Here is a 20380-nt window from a genome sequence, read left to right as displayed (position 1 = left end):
ATGTTTTACCAAAAATTTTTAGGCTTTAGAAAAAGTTTAAGGTGGGTCTTTTTCTACAAGCATTTCACTGCCTATTTGTCGGAATACGATAAGATTAAATAACTTGCGATAAGTCATTTTGTATCTTACCGAACTGGTTCATCTGCTCGGCAGACTAAGTCCATACGACGCATGCAATGTGGCTAGTTCATCAAGGCCTTGTACGAGCATTCGCTTGTATCCATGCCTGTCCGTGATAAATGGTGAAAAGAGACTGTGCCCTAACCACTGATCGAACCCGTCTAGGAAAACGCTCGCCACCGCCATGCCCACGGAGCGAACGTCTTCGAATCGACCATACTTGGGGCTATCAATGCCCAAGTCTTCATATATGTATTGCGTACTGTCTTGTATTCTCCCCCAATACAAGAATGAGGCTCTTCTGACTTGGCATGGAACACATCGCCCGCAATGCTTGTACCCAAAGCGCTGAAAACGTCCACAACTGGTCGAGGTAACAGCGTGCTGTTTGAGCAAGTCCTGGTTCAAGCATCCCTCCATCATCTCGCCCTTAGTCTTTAGGGCGTATGGGTTGCGAATCTGAACATTGATGCCGGCAGCATCAAATACCTGCTGCAACCGACCGAGGTATTCGGGATGGGCAGTACGAGTACTCAAGCTGCCGAGCCGGGTCACTGTCAGCGGCGGATTGATCGCGATAAAGCCATTCTCGCAAATGTAGAGAGGCACACGACCACCTTGATGGTATCGATCAAGCGACGTCGCGACAGCTAATCCAAAGGCCAGGAACACGATAGAGCGCGCCCGCTGTGAAGGTTCCTGAGGCCCCGGAGATTTGGCAACGTGATTAAGGCCGATCCTGGACAACCCAAGACTGCGAGCAAAGTCATGCTGCTTCTGGCCATCACCTCGCACGATCTGGCTGACGGCGTATGGCCTCCCCCCCTGAGTGACCAGGTCGATGGCGCCAATCAAGCTATCCATCCCGCCAGACAGCAAAGCCACTGACTCTTCTTGGGGATGTATTGCTTGCATCTGAGCCGGTGGCCCATACCCTCCCGGATGGAACACGAACGTCCAAACATCGGTTGTCAGAAAGCCCAATGCAGCTTCCAGCGCTCGTGCCTGGCCATTCCAAAGTACGGGATCCTGAACAGCAATATGAAGTTCGAGCGTACGTGTCCAGCCATCTGCGCTTTTCGCACGCAGGTCGGTGAAATCGGCAGCGACGACAGAAAGCGCAATGCTCAGAAAATCCCATGCTTGAGCTGAGATTTCCAGGTGCGACTTCTCAAGCAAATGGCGGGTATACCCTCCAACACTAACTTGACCCTTCTCTGCTTGGCCATAAATCACTACTGACATTGCTTGCTCGACAGCTCGCACCTGAAATCCTGCAGGGCCACAAACAAACTTCATTCAACATACCCCTCGAAGACCTCAAAAGTCTCCTGTAACGCCTGGGTTACGACCTGGGAGATACGTCCAGTTGTCAACCGCGCTCCAGTGGCAGCAATGGTGCGAAAGGAGGCCGAGACGCACTCTTTGATGTATTCCTTGATCTCTTTCAAACGGCGCACAGCGACCAGAGCCGATGACGCTTTTTCTTGGACGGTTTTCCCCAGATCAAGCTCGTACCGATGGAACACATCCATTGCAGTGAAACGCTCGATCGCGTAGGCCCGTTCCTCCGGCGCCAGATTGAGCAGATCGGCTTTGGGGTGCTTCACGAGCACATCGGACAACGACCCCCTGATCGAGGCTCGCTCTGCTTCCGCATCCTGAGTTCCATCGACTGGCCGGATAGCCTCGACTAACGCATCCATGACTTCCGAGGCAGATCGACCGTTCAGCAATACGGGATCGATAGGGTTCGCATTAGTCTGGCTGGTTCCTTCAGCCACGGACTGAAGGGTGCCACCCAGTATCGCGGCAACTGCAGCCGTACCGCCAAATCGAGCCGTGGTGGTCTTGGCACCACCATAGCCATGTTTGACGTAGTGTCTCAGGCTGCGTTGAAGGCCACTGCGGTCACCATTCCTGGCATAGTCGCCCAAGCCTTTGCGCGCGCCGCCAAAGCGGCCTGGCGGCGCCAAGGGTGGTGGCGACTGTGGTGCCGTCTTGGGGTCGTCATCACCCTCAGGAAATCCGTCGGGCTGCCCATCCGGATCAGACTGATCATCTCCAGGATCTGGTGGCTCAGGTGCCGGGGGTCCTGGAGGTTGAGGAGGGACAGAAGGTGGCGGTACCGGGGGCATTGGCGGCGTCCATGGGGGCACCATTGGCACCCCCTTGCCTGGCCCATCACTATTTTGGGACGTTCCCATTCAACTTCCTTATCGCGGCCTTTACGGGGGGACTGACATCAAGGCTTTGCCAGTGATCGAATACAGACTTCGCCCAGCTCTCATCTTTGAGCTTGGGCACGATCCCAGCCTGAATCTGTGCAGGTGGGCGTTCTTTCAAAAAAGCGGCAAGGCGCGGCCCCTGCAAACCATCGATGCCAGCTATGACCAGCATCGCATCCAGAATAGGTGGCACACCCCATTCCTGCTCATCACCAGCCTTGTCAAGCAGTCGATCCATGATGACGTTGACTTCGGCAGGGACAATCTGCCCAAGAGCCGCCTTGAGCTGAGGCGCCATATCGGGCGAATCGAGCAATGCGGTCAGAAGCTCGGCAGCCTTCGAGGAGATACGGTCTTCGTCGGTGATGATAGGTGCATGTTCGCGGCTGACGTAGATGGCACCGCGCAAGTCCTTATCCGCCAGTGCAGGTGGCAGGGCTAGCCACTCTTTCACAAAGGGGTGATCCCATGGTTGACCCAAGGACAACTCCTTGCCTTGCTTCGCATCCGTTTCCCAGTCGGCCAGCATCACGGGCTTGCCGTGCTTATCTGTCGCGACTGCCTTCATCAGTTCCTCGAAGGCTTTCGGATTGCCACTACGCTCAAACAACATCAGCTTGACCAGCGCCGCCTCATCGACACCCACACCGTGAGCACGTGAAATGCTCATCCGGATCGCCAAGGCATTCAAAAAACGCTTTATGAGCCGAGGGTTGCCGTGGATACCGGACGCCGAAGTCATCACCGCAGCAAGACGCTCGGCAGTGTCGAATTTCCCGATGAGCTCGGGTTCGTAGCTCGTGGACAGGGATTGCATGAAAGCGCGGTCAACCCGACCACCTTGCCATGTTGTCCGAAGCTGATCGCGAACTTTGACGCGAATAATCTCGATCTCGTCCTTGGGCAATCCACTGTTCTCAGTGAACAGCATCATCATGTATGCCCGGACTTCCTGCGTGCCTAGCGGCGGCACCCGAATGGGAACCTGGATCAGTTTGTCGAAGTAGCTGGTGACCAGCACATCATCTGGGACGCCGCTGAAATGCCGGCGCACCGCATGCTTGATCATCTCGTTGTCAGCAGCAATAACGAAGGCGGTGTTACGCAGGAACAAGAACAGCCGGATGGCCTCAAGCGTCGAAATGGTGGTTTCGGGCAGGCAGCGATCCAGATCGTCGATCAACACCACAAGTGTGACACCCAACTCATCCAAGACAGCCTCGAAGTTGTCCCGAAGCGCCTGAATCTCCTTGGGCGGCGAAGGCTTCTTGGGCTTAGCCTTGATGAGTTGCTTAGCTTCATCGACAGCCTTACCAGCCTGCTCATGCGTTGCGCTAACTGTCTCCTGATTGATGTCCCCAGACCACCAATGCTTGGCCACGCTCCACACATCGCCGACCAGGCCGGGCATCGGCATACCAGCAGCAACCGAAACAGCGGCACCGCCCATGATCTTGGCTACCCGTAGCCAATTCACCCGCTCACCCAACTCGTAAACTTTGTCGAGTGCGGTCTGCCGCGCCTCCGCCTCTTCCTGCAGGCGGGACGCGATGACATCCATCAGCGCAGCACGAGCATCATCGTACCCTTGGTACAGCCAAGCATTGAACTCGACGAAGACAAAGTCTTTCTCTGGTTTCTTACCTGACTCTCGAGGATTGCGCAACGACGCTTGGATCAGCTTGATCATCGACGACTTGCCGGCACCCCAGGCACCAGAAACGCCGATAGAAATGGGACGCCCATTAGCCTGATAGACAATCTCTGCAACGGTGTCGGCGACCCCAGAAAAATTGAGGAAGTCTTTATCTGTTTCGTTATCGACCCACACCATTTCCCTCCTTGGCAGCAGTGAGCATAAAGCTACGCTGATATACCCACAGTATTGAATTCGAGGCGGATGAAGGCAACTTGCCATTCATTATTAAAATAACCGACTGAGCTAAATCTTGTGACAGCCCACCGTCCAGTTCCACCCAAAAACTCAGATATCCTCGAGCAGACACTCCCCAGTGTGCCTGCTATTATATATCCCCTTGTATCCTGTATAGCACACTATCAATGCGACGTTTAACCCAAAATTGACCTATGGTAAGAAAGTGGGCAATGTCATTTTTCACTAATGAATGATAATTGAGATACAATCAACCATGAAGATGGTAGGAGCTGCGCAAGCTTTGCAGCGCGTAATATGAACGCCACTACAGTGTTAATACAGCTCGGGGAAGCGGTAGTAATGGCTAAAATGAATACTCATCACTATGACGTCCAAATTCGAGAGTTCATCTCCCACGATTAATGGCGAATATCACGTGATGATACTTCTTTGATTTTGGTGATAAAGCGCACCTCTATATAAGCAGCAGGCAATTCTTCACCATCCTATCATCTGAATCACCATTTTTTATGTCGTTTTCTTCTTGCGCTACTAGCAGCAACTCATGCTTACTGCATCGATAGAAAAATCCAATTGAAGATTATCGCAAGCTCAACTCTAAGGTGTCGATGATTGTTGCCATCCTGACTGAGATTTATAAGATGCTTTATTAACTAGATTCTGATAAATGAGGAATATTATTATCAATATATAAAAGGCTATTGACATATATTTTTTAAGACTTAAAAATTGCGTAAAAATCCATACGTCAACTAAATAGGCGTTTCGATTTATCCTTACATAATGCCGAAACAATCACCATCTCCATTCTTATTTTTCCACAAGATTTTCGCCCCACCTTTGAAAATCGATCATTAGCTTTTCAATATACTAATAAATCAGTTTATGAGTAGCACCCTGCAGACCTTAAAAAAGAGCCTTATGTACAGGGCTGATGTATCTAAATAATACTCATGACCACATAAAAATTTACATTTTGCATGGTTACAAACCACCTAAAAATCATCAACAGATAATTTTACACTCTAAAAAAATAACCCCCTATGAATGAGGGGGTTCAGATATAAACTTTACACTGTTATCTCAGGTCGCCTCTAGAAGGGAATATCGTCGTCGAAATCGTCGAAATTGTTCTGAGGCGCGGCAGGTGGCTGCTGAGGCGCACGTTGTTGTGGCGCGCTCTGCTGGCCGTAGTTGCCACCGCCCTGAGGGGCGTTATTGTTCTGCTGATAACCGCCGCCGCCCTGAGGCTGGCGAGACTGCTGAGGAGCAGACTGCTGGTAACCTCCCTGATCGTAACCACCACCCTGGTTCATGTTGTCGTAGTTACCGCCGCCGCTGTTATCACCACGGCCATCCAGCAACTGCATGGAACCTGTCATATCGACCACAACTTCGGTGGTGTAACGGTCCTGACCGCTCTGGTCCTGCCATTTACGGGTTTGCAGTTTGCCTTCGATATACAGCTTGGAGCCTTTACGTGCGTACTGGCCAACCACTTCCGCCAGACGACCGAAGAACACGACACGGTGCCATTCAGTACGCTCGTTCATCTGCCCGGTGTTTTTGTCTTTCCAGCTTTCACTGGTCGCCAGGTTGATGTTGGCTACCGCGTTTCCATTAGGCATGTAGCGAACTTCCGGGTCGGTTCCCAGGTTACCAATGAGGATGACCTTGTTGACACCACGTGCCATGTCTTTCTCCCGCGATGTTGAGACAGCCGCCGGTCGCACCGGCCGCTGGAATGTCGAATGAAGTGAGGTTTACTCTAGAAAAAGACTGGATATTTGTCCAGCCTTCAATAAGCCTCAGAGGGTTTGGCACAAGAGTATGGCGAGATTTAGGGCTTCTATCAACAAGCCATTCAGGACGGGCAGTCGTGACTGCTCTCCAGCCCTTGCGGCACCGAGTCGATGGCGTTATCACGGATTTCCGCAACGAAGTCATAGCTGTCACCGGGGAACCAGGAGCGGGTAAATTCAACGCGCTGCTCGTCAGCGCCGATACCGATACGCTCGATATAAAGCACTGCACTTTCCGCCGGAATCTGCAGGAGTTCCGCCCGGGTGGCATCAATGGAAACAGCACGCAGTCGCTGCAAGGCCCGCACGGGGCGGACGCCCTGCTCATCCATCAAACGGTAGAGTGAATCCTCGACAGTAAAGGGATTGGCGATGATACGTGTTGGCACCGCCGCCCACTCAATGGCCATCGGCTGATGATTGGCAAATCGCAGGCGATAGAAACGTACCACTTCCTCGCCTTCCTCCAGCTGCAGCGCACGACGTTCATCGTCATGGGCAACGCCAAGAGAGCGATCCAGCCAGCGGGAAAAAGTCACCATGCCGCGCTCCTGCATCACTTCGGTGAAGCTTTTCAGGCGGTTCAGCGGTTGCTCGACACGTTCGCTGACAAAGGTGCCTGCGCCCTGGCGCTGTATACAGATGCCCTCTTCCACCAGCCGATCCAGCGCCCGGCGCACCGTCACGCGGGAGACATTCATCTGGGCAGCGAGATCCCGCTCTGAAGGCAGGGCTTCGCCGGATTTGAGACGACCTTCACGAATCGTACTGCGAATCAGACCGTACAGCTGCAGATAGAGCGGCGTCGCCGAGGCTTTAAGTTGCTCGGCCGGGCCAAGTAGCTGGTTAACAAATGCCGCTTTCATGGATTCCTTGATGTTCCCCCGTTGCCGTCCGTTTCAGGCAGTGGGCTGCATGGTATCCCTCACCCCGCCCCTCGCCAAGTTGAACAACGCTTTCATTGCATCCGCTTAGACTATCCGTGGCAAGGCCAGACCATCCTCGGTAAACAGGTGCGCCTGCGCTGGTTCAAAGCCCAGCATCAGTTTACTGCCGACACTGAGGGGAATGTGTCCGTCAATTTTGGCAATCAGCTCCATGCCCTCTGCGGCTTCCAGATAGACATAACTCAGCTCGCCCAGCTCTTCGAGCAAGGTGACTGCACAGGAGAAATGCGTTGTCGCCGTTTCACTCAGACGCAGATGTTCCGGGCGAATTCCCAAACTGACACTCTGACCGGCTTTAAGGCTATCGCCCTTGACGGCAACTGTGGCCAGCGTGCCGTCCGCCAACACCACCTGAACCTGCTCCGTCGTGGCACTTTCGACTTTTGCGGGCAGCATGTTCATGCGTGGCGAGCCAATAAACTCAGCAACGAAGCGAGTTCGCGGATGGTGATACAGCTCCAGCGGCTGTCCGCACTGTTCGATGCGGCCTTCATTCATCACTACAATTTTGTCCCCCAGCGTCATGGCTTCCACCTGATCGTGGGTGACATAAATAATAGTGGCACTCAGCTCCTGATGCAGCTTGCCCAGCTCAACGCGGGTTTGCACGCGAAGGGAAGCATCCAGGTTCGATAGCGGCTCATCAAAGAGAAAGACTTTTGGGTCACGCACGATGGCGCGACCAATGGCAACACGCTGACGCTGGCCGCCGGATAACTCGCGCGGCAAGCGCTCCAGCAGATGATCAATCTTCAGTTTGCGCGCTGCTTCGACGACTTTCTCGCGGATAGCGTCCTTGCTGGCTCCGGCAATCTTGAGGCCGAAGGCCATGTTCTTGTAGACACTCATGTGCGGGTATAGCGCATAGGACTGAAACACCATGGCAATGCCGCGCTCGGCCGGGCTCTGGTGGTTGACCTCTTCGCCATCAATCAGCAAGGAGCCTTCGGAGATGTCCTCAAGGCCCGCCAGCAGACGCAATAACGTGGATTTCCCACAGCCGGATTCACCGACCAGCACCACGAACTCACCGTCCTTGATGTCCAGGTCAATGCCGTGCAACACGCCGACATCCTTGAAGCGTTTTTTCAGATTTTTCAGTTGTACGTTAGCCATCAGTCAGTCTCGCAATAAGTTTCTCTATCAGCAGGCATGCCATTACTTCACTGCTCCTGCGGTCAGGCCGCGGATCAGCTGGCGCGAGAAGATCAGATAGAGAATCAGTACAGGCACGATGGCCAAGGTCAGGGAAGAGAGCACGGCATTCCAGTCCGTCACGTACTGGCCGACGAATTGCTGCACTCCCAGAGTGATCGTGCGGCTTTCCTCACCGGGCGCCAGAATCAGCGGGAACCAGAGGTCATTCCAGATCGGGATCATGGTGAACACCGCAACGGTCGCCATCGCCGGACGCAAGAGCGGCAGAATGACACTGAAGAAAATCTTGTACTCACTCACGCCATCACAGCGCGCCGCTTCTTTAAGTTCATTGGGAATAGTGCGCACAAACTCCGAGAGGATATACACCGCCAACGGCAATCCCTGGGCGATATAAACCAGCACCAGTGCTGTCAGGGTGTTGACCAGATCCAGCTTCACCATGAGATCAAGAATACTCACCGTGCCCAGACGAATCGGAATCATGATGCCCATGGCAAACAGCGCCGCCAGCACCCAGTTGCCGCGAAAGCGATACTCCGTCAGCGCCCAGGCCGCCATGGCGCCAAGCAGCAGTACCAAACCCACAGCCACCACGGTGACAATCAGCGAGTTATAGGCATAGAGGCCAAAATCCGAGCGGGTCAGCACCTGCTCGAAACCTCCCAAATGCAGCGTCTCGGCAGTGGGCAGTGCCATCGGGTCCCGAAAAATGGCTTTGCGGCTTTTAAAGGCATTCACAATGATCACCAGAATCGGGAACAGCGCGATCAGGGTGTAAATAATCAGCACGGCATGCACGCTCAAGGCTTTCGAGTGCCGCCGCGTCTTTGCTAACCAGGACATGGTTTCTCCTTTTTGGCGTCGGCTCTCAGAGCTGGAAGCGATTAATACGGCGCTGAATAAACAGCAGGAAGATCATGACGCCCACCAGAATGATCAGGAACATCAGGGTGGCGACGGCCGCGCCCATGGAGGGGCTGCCCTGCTGTAGCTGGAAGCCAAAGAAGGTGCGATAGAAAAACGAGCCCATGATATCCGTCGAGAAATTCGGCCCGGCAAGCGCCCCTTTAACGGCGTAAATCAGCTCGAAGGCATTGAAGTTGGCCACGAAGGTCAGAATCGACACCATGGCAATCGTCGGCAGAATCAGCGGCAGTTTGATGTTCCAGAACACCTGCAACGGATTAGCACCATCGACCACACCGGCATCGACAATCTCATCAGGAATATTCAGCAGTGCCGCATAGATCAGCATCATCGGGATACCAACAAACTGCCATACGGAAATAAAGCCAAGGGTAATCAGCGCGGTACTTTGCTTGCCCAACCAGGCATCAAAGTAATTGCCAAGGCCGATGGCGTACATAAAGTTTTCGGCAATGCCCCAAATCGGGCTTAGCAGCAACTGCCAGACAAAGCCGATAATCACCACCGACAGCATGGTCGGCATAAAAATCAGGGTGCGATAGGTATTTCGCAGGCGCAGCTTGGGCGAACTGAGCAGTACCGCCAGCAATAATCCAATCGGGTTTTGCAGCAGCATGTGGATAAAGAAGAATTTGAAGTTATTCCACAGGGCATTCCAGAACGCATCAGACCAGGCATCATCCGTCAGCAGCGTGACGAAGTTCTGCAGGCCGACAAAGCCTGAGGAATGTCCATTCTGGCCATCGCCAAAGAGGCTCAGAATCAGGGTATCAATCAGCGGGTAAACGCTGAAGGTCAGGTAAATGGCCAATCCCGGAACCAGAAAAACCAGGATATGCCAGGGAAAGGCGCGGCGACTCGGTGCCTTCATGGGAACTCTACCTCGGCAGGTGCATCAGGGTATCACCGGCAGCAACGCCACCGGTGACTCACACCCTTTTACGCGTGATTATTTCTGATGCGGGGCATACCACTTGGAGAGCCCGTCTTCGAGCTGCTCGGTTGCCTGCTTCGGCGTCAATGTACCGTTGATCACCTGAGCACTGACGTTCCAGAGTTCATTCTCTAGGTTAGGCGTACCGCGAGAGAGAATCTGGTAGGAGTTGCGGATGGTGGTCTTGCACTCCTGGCGCCAGCTGACAAATTCCTGTGCGACCGGATCCTTGATCTGCACCGGTGATTTCGACAGCGGGAAGAAGCCAGGTGAAGCATTGGCAAACAGCTGAGCAAACTCTTCGCTGGCCATCCAGTTCAGGAAGTTTTTTGCGGCTTCCTGATGCTTGCTACTGGCATTAATCCCCATACCGATATCCGTATGGTCACTGATGTAGCAGCTGTCCTGACCGTCCGGAACCGGTGGTTTGAAGGCGCCGAATTCAAAATCAGCCTGTTGATTAAAGGTCTGAATATCCCAGGAGCCGGCAGGGTAAATCGCACCGCGTCCCAGAGAGAACAGGTTCTGAGCATCAGCGTATTTAAGCGATTGATAACCGCGCTTCATGTAAGGTGCCCACTTGGCCAGCTCATCAAAGGTTTTCACATAAGGCTCATCGGTGAATTTGGCAGAGCCATCAATCAGCGCCTTACGTCCTTCTTCGCCCTTCCAGTAATTCGGGCCGATATTCTGAAAGCCCATGGTCGCGGCTTCCCACTGATCGGCAGTGCCCATCACCAGTGGCGTGTACTGGCCGTCATCTTTGATTTTCTTCAGCACATCAAAGAACTCACTCTCGGTCTTGGGCACGTTCAGGCCAAGCTCCTTGAAGATTTCCTTGTTGTAGATAAAGCCATGAATCACTGAAGCCAGCGGCAGACAGAACTGTTCGCTGCCATCATCCGTTTGCCAGGCAGTCTTGGCGACATCGGAATACTCATCCAGGCCCGGCAAACCATTCAGTTTGCTCAGGTAGCCTTTTTTGTAGAGTTCCAGCGAGGCGTCAAAGGGGCGACAGGCGATGAGATCACCGGCAGAGCCTGCAGACAGTCGGGCTTGCAGAGCCGAGTTGTATTCTGTCGGAGGGGTCGGCGTGAACTTGACGTCGATATCCGGATGCTTTTTCTCGAAGGCAGGAATGATGGTGTCATTCCAGATGTTGGCATCATCGCTGCGCCAGCTTTCGATGCTGATTTGCTCGGCTGCCATAGCCGCAGAACTCAGGGTAAGGCCTGCGGCCAGTGCTGTCAGGCCCAGCCAGCGCCGAGGGGTAGTAACTTCCGACATATCCGCTCTCTCACAATTAATCAGGTGGTAGGGTGTGGTTATTATTTTCAGACGGTCTCAGTTCACGCTTCAAAAATACCAAACTAATACCACTACTAATCCACTTGCAAGACCAACGGCTAAATTTTTTTCATAAAATGCCGTATTGACAGAATATTTATAATTAACGCCTAATAACTGGACTCTTATTGGTATCTAATTCATCTTTATTGGTATCCAGCCGCTGGCTATCGATTAACGAGCAAAGGCCTCCTCTGCCATGCGTGTCATCATCGTTGAGTCTCCGCAAGCTGTGGCACAGTGCGCGGCAGATCTGGTCTGCCAGCAACTCAGACAGCATCCTGACTCGGTACTGGGCCTGGCCACCGGCAGCACACCGGTGGCGTTGTATCAGGCGCTAATACAACGCTATCGGTCGAATCAGCTGAGCCTTTCGCAGACCACCAGTTTCAATCTGGATGAATATGTAGGTTTACCGCCCTCTCATCCCCAGAGCTACCGACATTTCATGGAGGAGCAGCTCTTTCGCCATACGGATATCGATCCCGGCAAGACCCATGTTCCTGACGGCATGAGCGATACAGAACAAAGCGCCAGTGCCTATGAACAGGCGATCAGTGACGCAGGCGGCATTGATCTGCAAATTCTGGGTATTGGTCAGAATGGTCACATCGGCTTTAACGAACCGGGCTCTAGCCTGTCGTCCCGGACGCGCGTCAAAACCCTGACGCCGAGCACGCTGGAGGCAAACCGGCGCTTCTTTGCCGATGACGAGTTTCAGCCCCATCTCGCCATTACCATGGGAATTGGCACTATTCTCGATTGCCGTCAGGTATTATTGCTCGCCACAGGTAAAGCCAAGGCCGAAGCGATTCGCCGCTGCGTCGAAGGCCCCCTGAGCGCGGCCTGCCCGGCGTCCAGCTTGCAATTGCATCAACATGCCACGGTGCTTGTCGATGCCGATGCTGCATCAGGCCTTGAGCATTCCGAGTATTACCGCTGGTGTGAGGAACAACGCCAGCGACTGGGTCACCCATCAGGACATTAAATGGACAGGCATTACCTTGTTGGTATCGATGGCGGCGGCACCAGCTGTCGCGCACGACTGACGGATATTGAAGGCAACATCCTCGGGGAAGCCAAGACCGGCACCGCTAACCCGCGCGCTGGTCTGGAACAAGCATGGCATAACATCACCGCCAGTATTGCCGAGTGTTTTACTCAGGCTGGCCTGCCATCGTCTGCCTACGCAAACACCGCTGTTGGCCTCGGCCTTGCGGGGACGAATCAGCTCGAAGAACAGCGACAAATTCTGTCGATGCCCCACCGTTTTGCTCGCGTGAACCTCTTCACCGATGCCCACGCGGCCTGCCTCGGTGCTTTCTCTGGCGGAGATGGCGCTATTCTTATTCTTGGCACAGGGAGCTGCGCACTCGCCCATGTGGGTGGTGAGTTTCATGTGGTGGGGGGCTGGGGATTCCCGCTGTCCGATCAGGCCAGTGGCGCCTGGATGGGTCTGCAGCTGTTGAGCCATACCCTGACAGTGCTGGATGGGCTGGCTCCCGCTTCTCCACTGAGTGAGCGTATTGCGTCCCACTTTGACCACAGTCGCGCCCGTTTTGTCAGTTGGCAGAATACCGCCCAGCCACGGGATTATGCCGGGTTTGCTCCCTGGGTTTATGAAACCCCTGCTGATCCTCTCGCCGCCCGCATCCTCAACGAGCAGGCAGAATGGATCAGTCGCTTTGTAGTGCGCCTTCGCACACTCGGCGCATCGCACACCGCATTAATGGGAGGACTGGCACAGGTCGTCCTTCCCCATCTTCCGAACGAGTTACACCCGTACCTTCAGCCTCCTCAGGGTGACGCGATGGACGGTGCACTTTACATGGCTCGTCACGGCACAGGATTTACAGCATGACCCAGACGTACTTCGCACCATTGCTCTTCGACGGCGAACAGTGGCATGAACAGCAGGTTGTCACCCTTTCTGCAGGCAAAGTCAGTCAGTGTGAAACTTATAACGCTCGCGAGCATGGGCATCTGGCCAAAGAGGAGCTGGAAGGCATGCTTGCTCCCGGCTTTATTGATGTACAGGTCAATGGTGGGGGCGGCGTCCTGTTCAACCATCAACCGGATACCGAAGGCTTAAGGACTATCGTTGATGCTCATCGAGCCTTTGGAACAGTCGCGCTGATGCCCACCCTGATCACCGATGACAACACTGTCATGACTGCAGCGCATCGTGCGATTACCCAAGCACTGAGTGATCAGCCCGTCCCTGGCGTGGTGGGTGTTCACTATGAAGGTCCATACCTGAACAGGCTACGCAAAGGGGTTCATGACGAAGAAAAGATTCGTCAGGCTGATCTCCCTTTCCTGCAGCCACTACTGAATATTCCCGCGTCAGGCCGCGTGATGGTGACACTGGCACCGGAGCTCGCCCCGGAAGACTTTATCGAAACACTGGAACAAGCAGGCGTCCTCATTTGCGCAGGTCACACAGCGGCGACCTATGCGCAAGCCATGACCGGTTTTGCCAAAGGTATTCGTGGCGTGACCCATCTTTTTAATGCCATGAGCCCACTGACAACCCGTGAGCCTGGTATGGCAGGCGCAGCCATGGATGCCTGGGAACCCTGGTGCGGGATTATCGTCGATGGCCATCATATTCATCCGGCAACCCTGCGCATCGCGGCCAAGGCCAAAGGTACGGAAAAGCTCATGCTGGTGACTGATGCTATTCACAGTGTCGGAATGGCTGAAAACAAGCTGGATTTTCTAGGTAAAACCATCAGCATTCAAAACGGGCTGGTCACTACCGCGGATGGCACACTGGCTGGCTCCAATCTGGATATGGCCAGTGCCGTGCGTAATGCCCTCGCTTTTGGTATGGGTGACAATACAGCCGTACTACAAATGGCAAGCCGTAACCCTGCTCACTTTCTTCGACTGGACAACCAACTCGGCTATCTTAAGCCTGGTTATCGCGCCTCTCTGGTGAATCTGGATGAGAACTGGCAGGTACGTCAGACTTGGATCGATGGCGAAAACAGGCGTCACTAGAGCACTGGATATAAAAACAGTAACAGAATGTCCTTGAGTTCTCCCTTTAGACCGAATCTTGCAGACCCTATAATGGGAGATTCCGCCGAAAACTGATGGGAGACCTGGATGGAAACGATCCTGGTTCGTGGTGCCCGTACCCACAACCTCAAGAATATCGATGTCGATTTACCTCGCGACAAGCTGATTGTGATCACCGGCTTGTCCGGCTCAGGTAAATCCTCACTGGCCTTTGACACCCTCTATGCCGAAGGCCAGCGGCGTTATGTCGAATCGCTTTCGACCTATGCACGCCAGTTCTTATCGATGATGGAAAAGCCTGATGTTGACCACATCGAGGGCCTGTCTCCAGCCATTTCCATTGAGCAGAAATCCACCTCCCATAACCCCCGCTCTACCGTCGGCACTATCACCGAAATCTATGACTACCTGCGTCTTCTTTACGCACGAGTCGGTCAGCCAATGTGCCCTGACCATCACCTGCCTCTGGAAGCCCAAACTGTCAGTCAGATGGTGGATCAGGTGCTGGCGCTTGAGGAGGGTGCACGACTGATGCTTCTTGCCCCGGTGATTCAGGGTCGTAAGGGCGAGCATGCCAATATTCTGCAAAACCTTCGTGCCCAGGGCTTTGTCCGTGCGCGAATTGATGGCGAGCTGTATGAGCTTGATGAAGCGCCTGCACTGGATAAAAAGCGCAAGCACACCATCGAGGTCGTGGTTGATCGCTTTAAAGTGCGGGATGATCTGCAGCTGCGATTGGCAGAAAGCTTTGAAACGGCGCTGAATCTTAGCGATGGCATCGCCAAAATTACCTGGATGAATGAAGACAAGGCGGAATTAGTCTTCTCATCCCGTTTTGCTTGTCCTGAATGCGGTTACAGCATCAGTGAACTTGAGCCACGCCTGTTCTCCTTCAACAATCCCCATGGAGCTTGCCCTAGCTGTGATGGGCTTGGCGTAAAGCAGTATTTTGATCCTTCGCGTGTCGTTCAGGATGAAAGCAAAAGTCTGGCCGAAGGCGCGATAAAAGGCTGGGATAAACGCAGCCACTACTACTTTCAGCTGCTCCATGCGGTGGCTGAGCACTACGGTTTTTCACTCGACACGCCTTTCATCGACTTGTCCCCACCTCAGAAAGACGCGGTACTTTACGGCACCGGCAAGGAGAGTGTGAACTTTTCCTACGCGTCTGATCGTGGGACGCGCATTGCCCGCGCTCATCCTTTTGAAGGCATTCTGCCTAACATGGAACGCCGCTATCACGATACGGATTCATCTTCGACCCGGGATGATCTGGCGCAATATCTGACTATGACCAAATGCCCCAGCTGTGAAGGAACGCGTCTTCGCAAAGAGGCTCGTCATGTTTTTATTAATGAAAAGAATCTGCCGGAAGTCGTACGCAAACCGATTGGCGAGTGTTTTGACTACTTCAACAGTCTGACCCTTAGCGGTAAGCGCGGTGAAATCGCCGGAAAAATTCTCAAAGAAATCTGCGCACGCCTCGGCTTTCTCGTAAACGTGGGACTTGAATACCTGACCATGGAACGCAGCGCAGACACACTCTCAGGTGGAGAAGCCCAGCGTATCCGTCTCGCCAGCCAGATTGGGGCCGGTCTCGTCGGTGTGATGTATATCCTCGATGAGCCTTCTATTGGTCTGCACCAACGTGACAATGATCGGCTGCTGAAAACCCTCACTCAGCTTCGGGATCTGGGCAATACCGTTATTGTCGTGGAGCATGATGAAGATGCGATTCGTCTGGCAGACCACGTCCTCGATATCGGGCCAGGCGCTGGAGTTCATGGGGGAACCATAACAGCACAAGGCACGCCTGAAGAAGTCATGAGCAATCCTGACTCACTGACAGGACAGTACCTGAGCGGAGCCCGGGAAATCGCCGTTCCCAAACAAAGAACTCCCTTTGATCCCGAAAAAGTGCTGAAACTTGACGGTGCCAGCGGTAATAACCTGCAAAATGTTGATTTGGAGATTCCTGTTGGACTCTTCACTTGTGTGACCGGTGTTTCTGGCTCAGGTAAATCGACACTCATCAATACTACGTTGCACCCACTCGCTGCACGAGCACTCAACGGCAATACTACACTTCAGGCTTCACCCCATAAGAAAATTACCGGCCTTGATCAGTTCGATAAATGCGTTGATATCGACCAGAGCCCTATCGGCCGCACTCCCCGATCAAACCCTGCAACCTATACCGGCATTTTTACCCCGATTCGTGAACTCTTCTCAGGAACACAGGAAGCCCGCTCTCGGGGCTATAAGCCTGGCCGGTTCAGCTTCAACGTTAAAGGTGGACGCTGCGAGGCTTGTCAGGGTGATGGCGTCATCAAGGTAGAAATGCACTTCCTGCCTGATATCTACGTGCCATGTGATGTGTGTAAAGGAAAACGCTATAACCGCGAGACCCTGGAAATCACCTACAAAGGTAAGAATATCCACGAAGTACTGGATCTGACAGTCGAAGATGCTCTTGCATTCTTCTCGGCAGTGCCAATGATTGCTCGCAAACTTCAAACACTGATGGATGTCGGCCTTTCGTATATTCGCTTAGGACAAAGTGCCACCACGCTATCTGGTGGTGAAGCTCAGCGTGTCAAACTGGCGAAAGAGCTGTCAAAACGCGATACAGGCAAAACCTTATATATTCTTGATGAACCAACAACCGGCCTGCATTTCTATGACATTCAGCAATTATTAAATGTTCTTCACAGACTAAGGGATCATGGCAATACGGTTGTGGTTATTGAGCATAACCTTGATGTTATTAAAACAGCTGACTGGCTGGTTGATCTTGGGCCGGAGGGAGGCAGCAAGGGCGGCCAGATTATTGCCAAAGGTACACCGGAGCAGGTAGCAGCGAAGAAATCATCACACACCGGCGTATTCTTAAAACCACTACTAGCCAGAAGCGTTCAAAAAACGGCTTAAACGTAATGTTTAGCAAGCAAAAAGCCCTGCAAATGCAGGGCTTTTTTATGGTCCACCACCAAAGAAATCCTCGGAACTATTCCGGCTAGAGCAGATATTTCTTCATAAAGTACAGGCGAAAAAAAACCCACAGTTAACTGTGGGTTTTATTATTCAGCTTTAGACCTGAACTTATTCGCCAGCTTCGTCGCCGGAGAATCCAGGACGGTCAACCAGCTCAACGTATGCCATAGGCGCGCTGTCACCAGCACGGAAGCCACACTTCAGGATACGGATATAACCGCCTGGGCGAGCTTCATAACGTGGACCCAGTTCGTTGAACAGTTTGCCGACAGCTTCTTTGCTACGAGTGCGAGAGAAAGCCAGACGACGGTTAGCAACGGAGTCAACCTTAGCCAGAGTAATCAGCGGCTCTGCAAAGCGACGCAGTTCTTTGGCCTTCGGCAGAGTGGTCTTGATCACTTCGTTCTCGAACAGCGAAACCGCCATGTTTTTAAACATGGCCTTACGGTGTGCGCTGGTACGGTTAAAGTGGCGACCGCTTTTACGATGACGCATGTCTCTAATTCCTTACCAAACTTTAGTGTTGGTAGCTAAGTGGTCAGGATGCAGCTTTATCGTCATTGCGCAGGGAGGCCGGGGGCCAATTCTCCAAACGCATGCCAAGCGACAGACCACGGGAGGCCAACACATCTTTAATTTCAGTCAAAGACTTCTTGCCCAGGTTGGGAGTCTTGAGGAGCTCCACTTCAGTACGCTGGATAAGATCGCCAATGTAATAAATGTTTTCTGCTTTCAAACAGTTAGCAGAACGAACGGTCAGTTCGAGTTCATCTACCGGACGCAGAAGGATAGGATCAAATTCCTCTTCTTCTTTGACAGGCTCTGGCTCTTTATCAGCTTCCAGATCGACAAACACCGCAAGCTGCTGCTGCAGAATGGTCGCAGCACGACGGATAGCTTCTTCAGGATCAATGGTACCATTGGTTTCCAGATCAATGACGAGCTTGTCCAAGTCGGTGCGCTGCTCAACACGAGCACTTTCTACAACATAAGCAACACGGCGAACCGGGCTATAGCTGGCATCCAGCTGCAAGCGACCGATTACACGATTTTCTTCGTCCGCTGCAAGACGGTTGTCTGCAGGTACATAACCACGACCACGATTTACTTTCAGCTGAGCAGAAAGAGTACCGGCTTCGTTAAGATGCGCGATAACGTGGTCAGGGTTAATGATTTCTACGTCATGAGGCAGCTCAAGATCTGCTGCAGTGACGACACCGGGGCCTTTCTTGTTCAGCTTCAGCGTCGCTTCTTCCCCGCTATGCATAGCAACAGCTACACCTTTGAGGTTCAGCAGAATCTCAATCACATCTTCCTGAACGCCTTCGATAGCGCTGTACTCATGAAGTACGCCATCAAACTGCACTTCACTAATAGCACATCCCGGCATTGAGGATAGCAGGATGCGACGCAGGGCATTACCCAAGGTGTGGCCGAAGCCCCTTTCCAGGGGCTCCAGGGTCACTTTTGCATGAGTCTTGCTGATTTCCTGCACGTCAATGTGACGTGGGGTTAGAAATTCGCTGACTGAACGCTGCATAGTTCCACCTAGTGTTGAAGTTGAACTGCTGGCTAATTACTTAGAGTACAGCTCAACAATCAGGTTTTCGTTGATATCAGAGGGCAGTTCGCTACGCTCTGGCTGTGCTTTGAAAACACCTTCCAGTTTGTTAGCGTCAACCTCGATCCACTGAACCGGAGCACGCTGAGCTGCAATTTCCAGTGCGCCTTTAATACGCAGCTGGTTTTTTGCTTTCTCACGTACTGCGACTACATCACCAGGAGAAACCTGGAAAGATGCTACGTTAACGGTACGACCGTTAACCTGGATCGCTTTGTGAGAAACAATCTGGCGTGCTTCTGCACGAGTTGAACCGAAGCCCATACGATAAACAACGTTATCCAGACGGCCTTCAAGCAACTTCAGCAGGTTTTCACCAGTTGCACCTTTCAGACGTGCAGCATCTTTATAGTAGTTACGGAACTGACGCTCCAGAACACCATAGATACGACGAACTTTCTGCTTTTCACGCAGCTGCAGACCATAGTCAGACAGACGTCCACGACGAGCACCGTGAACACCAGGCTGAGTGTCTGCTTTACATTTAGAATCAAGAGCACGAACGCCGCTCTTCAGGAACAGATCAGTTCCCTCACGACGAGACAGCTTGCACTTGGGTCCGATATAACGAGCCATTTACCGTCTCCTAGTTATACACGACGCTTCTTGGGCGGACGACAGCCATTATGAGGAATAGGCGTGACGTCTGTGATGTTGGTGATCTTGTAACCTACAGCGTTCAGAGCACGAACTGCAGATTCACGACCGGGACCAGGTCCTTTAACAAGGACGTCCAGGTTTTTCAGACCATATTCCAACGCTACCTGGCCGGCACGTTCAGCAGCAACCTGAGCTGCGAACGGGGTGCTCTTACGAGAACCACGGAAACCGGAACCACCTGCGGTAGCCCAAGACAGGGTGTTACCTTGACGATCAGTAATGGTCACAATGGTGTTGTTAAACGAAGCGTGGATGTGCGCTACGCCGTCAACGACCTGCTTCTTGACCTTTTTACGGGTACGAGCACTAGGCTTGGCCATACGAGAATTCCTTCGCTAACGCTTACTTGCGGATCGGCTTACGCGGACCCTTACGAGTGCGCGCGTTGGTCTTGGTACGTTGACCACGAACCGGCAAATTACGACGATGACGCAGACCACGGAAACAACCCAGGTCCATCAGTCGCTTGATGCTCATAGAGATCTCACGACGGAGGTCACCCTCAACAGTATGCTTGGCTACTTCGCCACGCAGAATGTCGAGAGTCTCGTCACTCAGTTCAGCGATTTTAGTAGTCTGAGCAATGCCAACAGCATCACACAACTGTTTAGCGGTAGTGCGGCCGATCCCATAGATGTAAGTCAGAGAGATCACCGCATGCTTATTGTCAGGAATATTGACGCCAGCTATACGGGCCATTCAATTTACTCCGATA

18 protein-coding genes are annotated in these 20380 nt (G+C 52.9%); 4 read left to right on the top strand and 14 right to left on the bottom strand.

Features of this window, described 5'->3' with window-relative positions; genetic code table 11:
• Positions 1-138: 138 nt before the first annotated feature.
• The 9 genes from qatC to ACKC9G_RS07685 all read right to left on the bottom strand — a co-directional run bounded on the left by qatC (position 139) and on the right by ACKC9G_RS07685 (position 11303).
• Positions 139-1419 (bottom strand): Qat anti-phage system QueC-like protein QatC, encoded by a 1281-nt coding sequence (gene qatC / locus ACKC9G_RS07725; RefSeq protein ID WP_411404363.1) that lies wholly within the window; start codon positions 1417-1419, stop codon positions 139-141.
• On the bottom strand, positions 1416-2327 hold the full coding sequence (qatB, locus tag ACKC9G_RS07720; protein WP_411404362.1) for a Qat anti-phage system associated protein QatB: 912 nt from the start codon (positions 2325-2327) through the stop codon (positions 1416-1418). The genes qatC and qatB overlap by 4 nt, the downstream gene beginning before the upstream one ends.
• Positions 2308-4182 carry a P-loop NTPase fold protein gene (locus ACKC9G_RS07715; protein ID WP_411404361.1) on the bottom strand — a complete coding sequence of 625 codons (1875 nt, stop codon included), beginning with the start codon at positions 4180-4182 and terminating at the stop codon, positions 2308-2310. The genes qatB and ACKC9G_RS07715 overlap by 20 nt, the downstream gene beginning before the upstream one ends.
• Before the next feature lie 1157 nt (positions 4183-5339).
• Complete coding sequence (gene ssb, locus ACKC9G_RS07710; RefSeq protein ID WP_411404360.1) at positions 5340-5939, bottom strand: single-stranded DNA-binding protein; 600 nt, start codon at positions 5937-5939, stop codon at positions 5340-5342.
• Positions 5940-6109: 170 nt separating this feature from the next.
• Positions 6110-6913 carry a GntR family transcriptional regulator gene (locus tag ACKC9G_RS07705; protein WP_411404359.1) on the bottom strand — a complete coding sequence of 268 codons (804 nt, stop codon included), beginning with the start codon at positions 6911-6913 and terminating at the stop codon, positions 6110-6112.
• Between the two features lie 105 nt (positions 6914-7018).
• On the bottom strand, positions 7019-8110 hold the full coding sequence (locus ACKC9G_RS07700) for an ABC transporter ATP-binding protein (RefSeq protein WP_411404358.1): 1092 nt from the start codon (positions 8108-8110) through the stop codon (positions 7019-7021).
• A 42-nt stretch (positions 8111-8152) separates the two neighbouring features.
• Positions 8153-8998, bottom strand: coding sequence for a carbohydrate ABC transporter permease (locus ACKC9G_RS07695; protein WP_411404357.1), 846 nt, complete (start codon positions 8996-8998; stop codon positions 8153-8155).
• A 25-nt stretch (positions 8999-9023) separates the two neighbouring features.
• Positions 9024-9953 (bottom strand): carbohydrate ABC transporter permease, encoded by a 930-nt coding sequence (locus ACKC9G_RS07690; protein ID WP_411404356.1) that lies wholly within the window; start codon positions 9951-9953, stop codon positions 9024-9026.
• Positions 9954-10031: 78 nt separating this feature from the next.
• Positions 10032-11303 carry an ABC transporter substrate-binding protein gene (locus ACKC9G_RS07685; protein ID WP_411404355.1) on the bottom strand — a complete coding sequence of 424 codons (1272 nt, stop codon included), beginning with the start codon at positions 11301-11303 and terminating at the stop codon, positions 10032-10034.
• A 259-nt stretch (positions 11304-11562) separates the two neighbouring features.
• On the opposite strand from ACKC9G_RS07685, the gene nagB reads away from it, so the two are divergent.
• From nagB to uvrA, 4 genes are all read left to right on the top strand, one after another.
• Complete coding sequence (nagB, locus tag ACKC9G_RS07680; RefSeq protein ID WP_411404354.1) at positions 11563-12351, top strand: glucosamine-6-phosphate deaminase; 789 nt, start codon at positions 11563-11565, stop codon at positions 12349-12351.
• Positions 12352-13224 (top strand): BadF/BadG/BcrA/BcrD ATPase family protein, encoded by an 873-nt coding sequence (locus tag ACKC9G_RS07675; protein ID WP_411404353.1) that lies wholly within the window; start codon positions 12352-12354, stop codon positions 13222-13224. It abuts the gene before it with no gap.
• Complete coding sequence (gene nagA, locus ACKC9G_RS07670; protein WP_411404352.1) at positions 13221-14369, top strand: N-acetylglucosamine-6-phosphate deacetylase; 1149 nt, start codon at positions 13221-13223, stop codon at positions 14367-14369. Before ACKC9G_RS07675 ends, nagA begins: the two co-directional genes overlap by 4 nt.
• Before the next feature lie 108 nt (positions 14370-14477).
• Positions 14478-17321 carry an excinuclease ABC subunit UvrA gene (gene uvrA, locus ACKC9G_RS07665; RefSeq protein ID WP_411404351.1) on the top strand — a complete coding sequence of 948 codons (2844 nt, stop codon included), beginning with the start codon at positions 14478-14480 and terminating at the stop codon, positions 17319-17321.
• Positions 17322-17492: 171 nt separating this feature from the next.
• Here uvrA and rplQ read toward each other — a convergent pair whose 3' ends face one another.
• From rplQ to rpsM, 5 genes are read right to left on the bottom strand one after another with little or no spacing between them, the layout of a single operon-like run.
• Complete coding sequence (gene rplQ / locus ACKC9G_RS07660; protein WP_411404350.1) at positions 17493-17879, bottom strand: 50S ribosomal protein L17; 387 nt, start codon at positions 17877-17879, stop codon at positions 17493-17495.
• Between the two features lie 43 nt (positions 17880-17922).
• Positions 17923-18924, bottom strand: coding sequence for a DNA-directed RNA polymerase subunit alpha (locus ACKC9G_RS07655; protein ID WP_411404349.1), 1002 nt, complete (start codon positions 18922-18924; stop codon positions 17923-17925).
• A gap of 36 nt (positions 18925-18960) precedes the next feature.
• On the bottom strand, positions 18961-19581 hold the full coding sequence (gene rpsD, locus ACKC9G_RS07650) for a 30S ribosomal protein S4 (RefSeq protein ID WP_411404348.1): 621 nt from the start codon (positions 19579-19581) through the stop codon (positions 18961-18963).
• A gap of 14 nt (positions 19582-19595) precedes the next feature.
• Positions 19596-19985 carry a 30S ribosomal protein S11 gene (gene rpsK, locus ACKC9G_RS07645; RefSeq protein ID WP_104156791.1) on the bottom strand — a complete coding sequence of 130 codons (390 nt, stop codon included), beginning with the start codon at positions 19983-19985 and terminating at the stop codon, positions 19596-19598.
• Positions 19986-20007: 22 nt separating this feature from the next.
• Entirely contained in the window at positions 20008-20364 is a 357-nt protein-coding gene (gene rpsM, locus ACKC9G_RS07640) for a 30S ribosomal protein S13 (protein ID WP_411404347.1), read from the bottom strand.
• Positions 20365-20380 lie beyond the last annotated feature (16 nt).

It is taken from the genome of Pokkaliibacter sp. CJK22405 (genome assembly GCF_046614695.1).
Classification (GTDB): Bacteria; Pseudomonadota; Gammaproteobacteria; order Pseudomonadales; family Balneatricaceae; genus Pokkaliibacter.
Note: the sequence above shows the minus strand (reverse complement) of the source record. Positions and strands in the feature narration are given on the sequence as shown.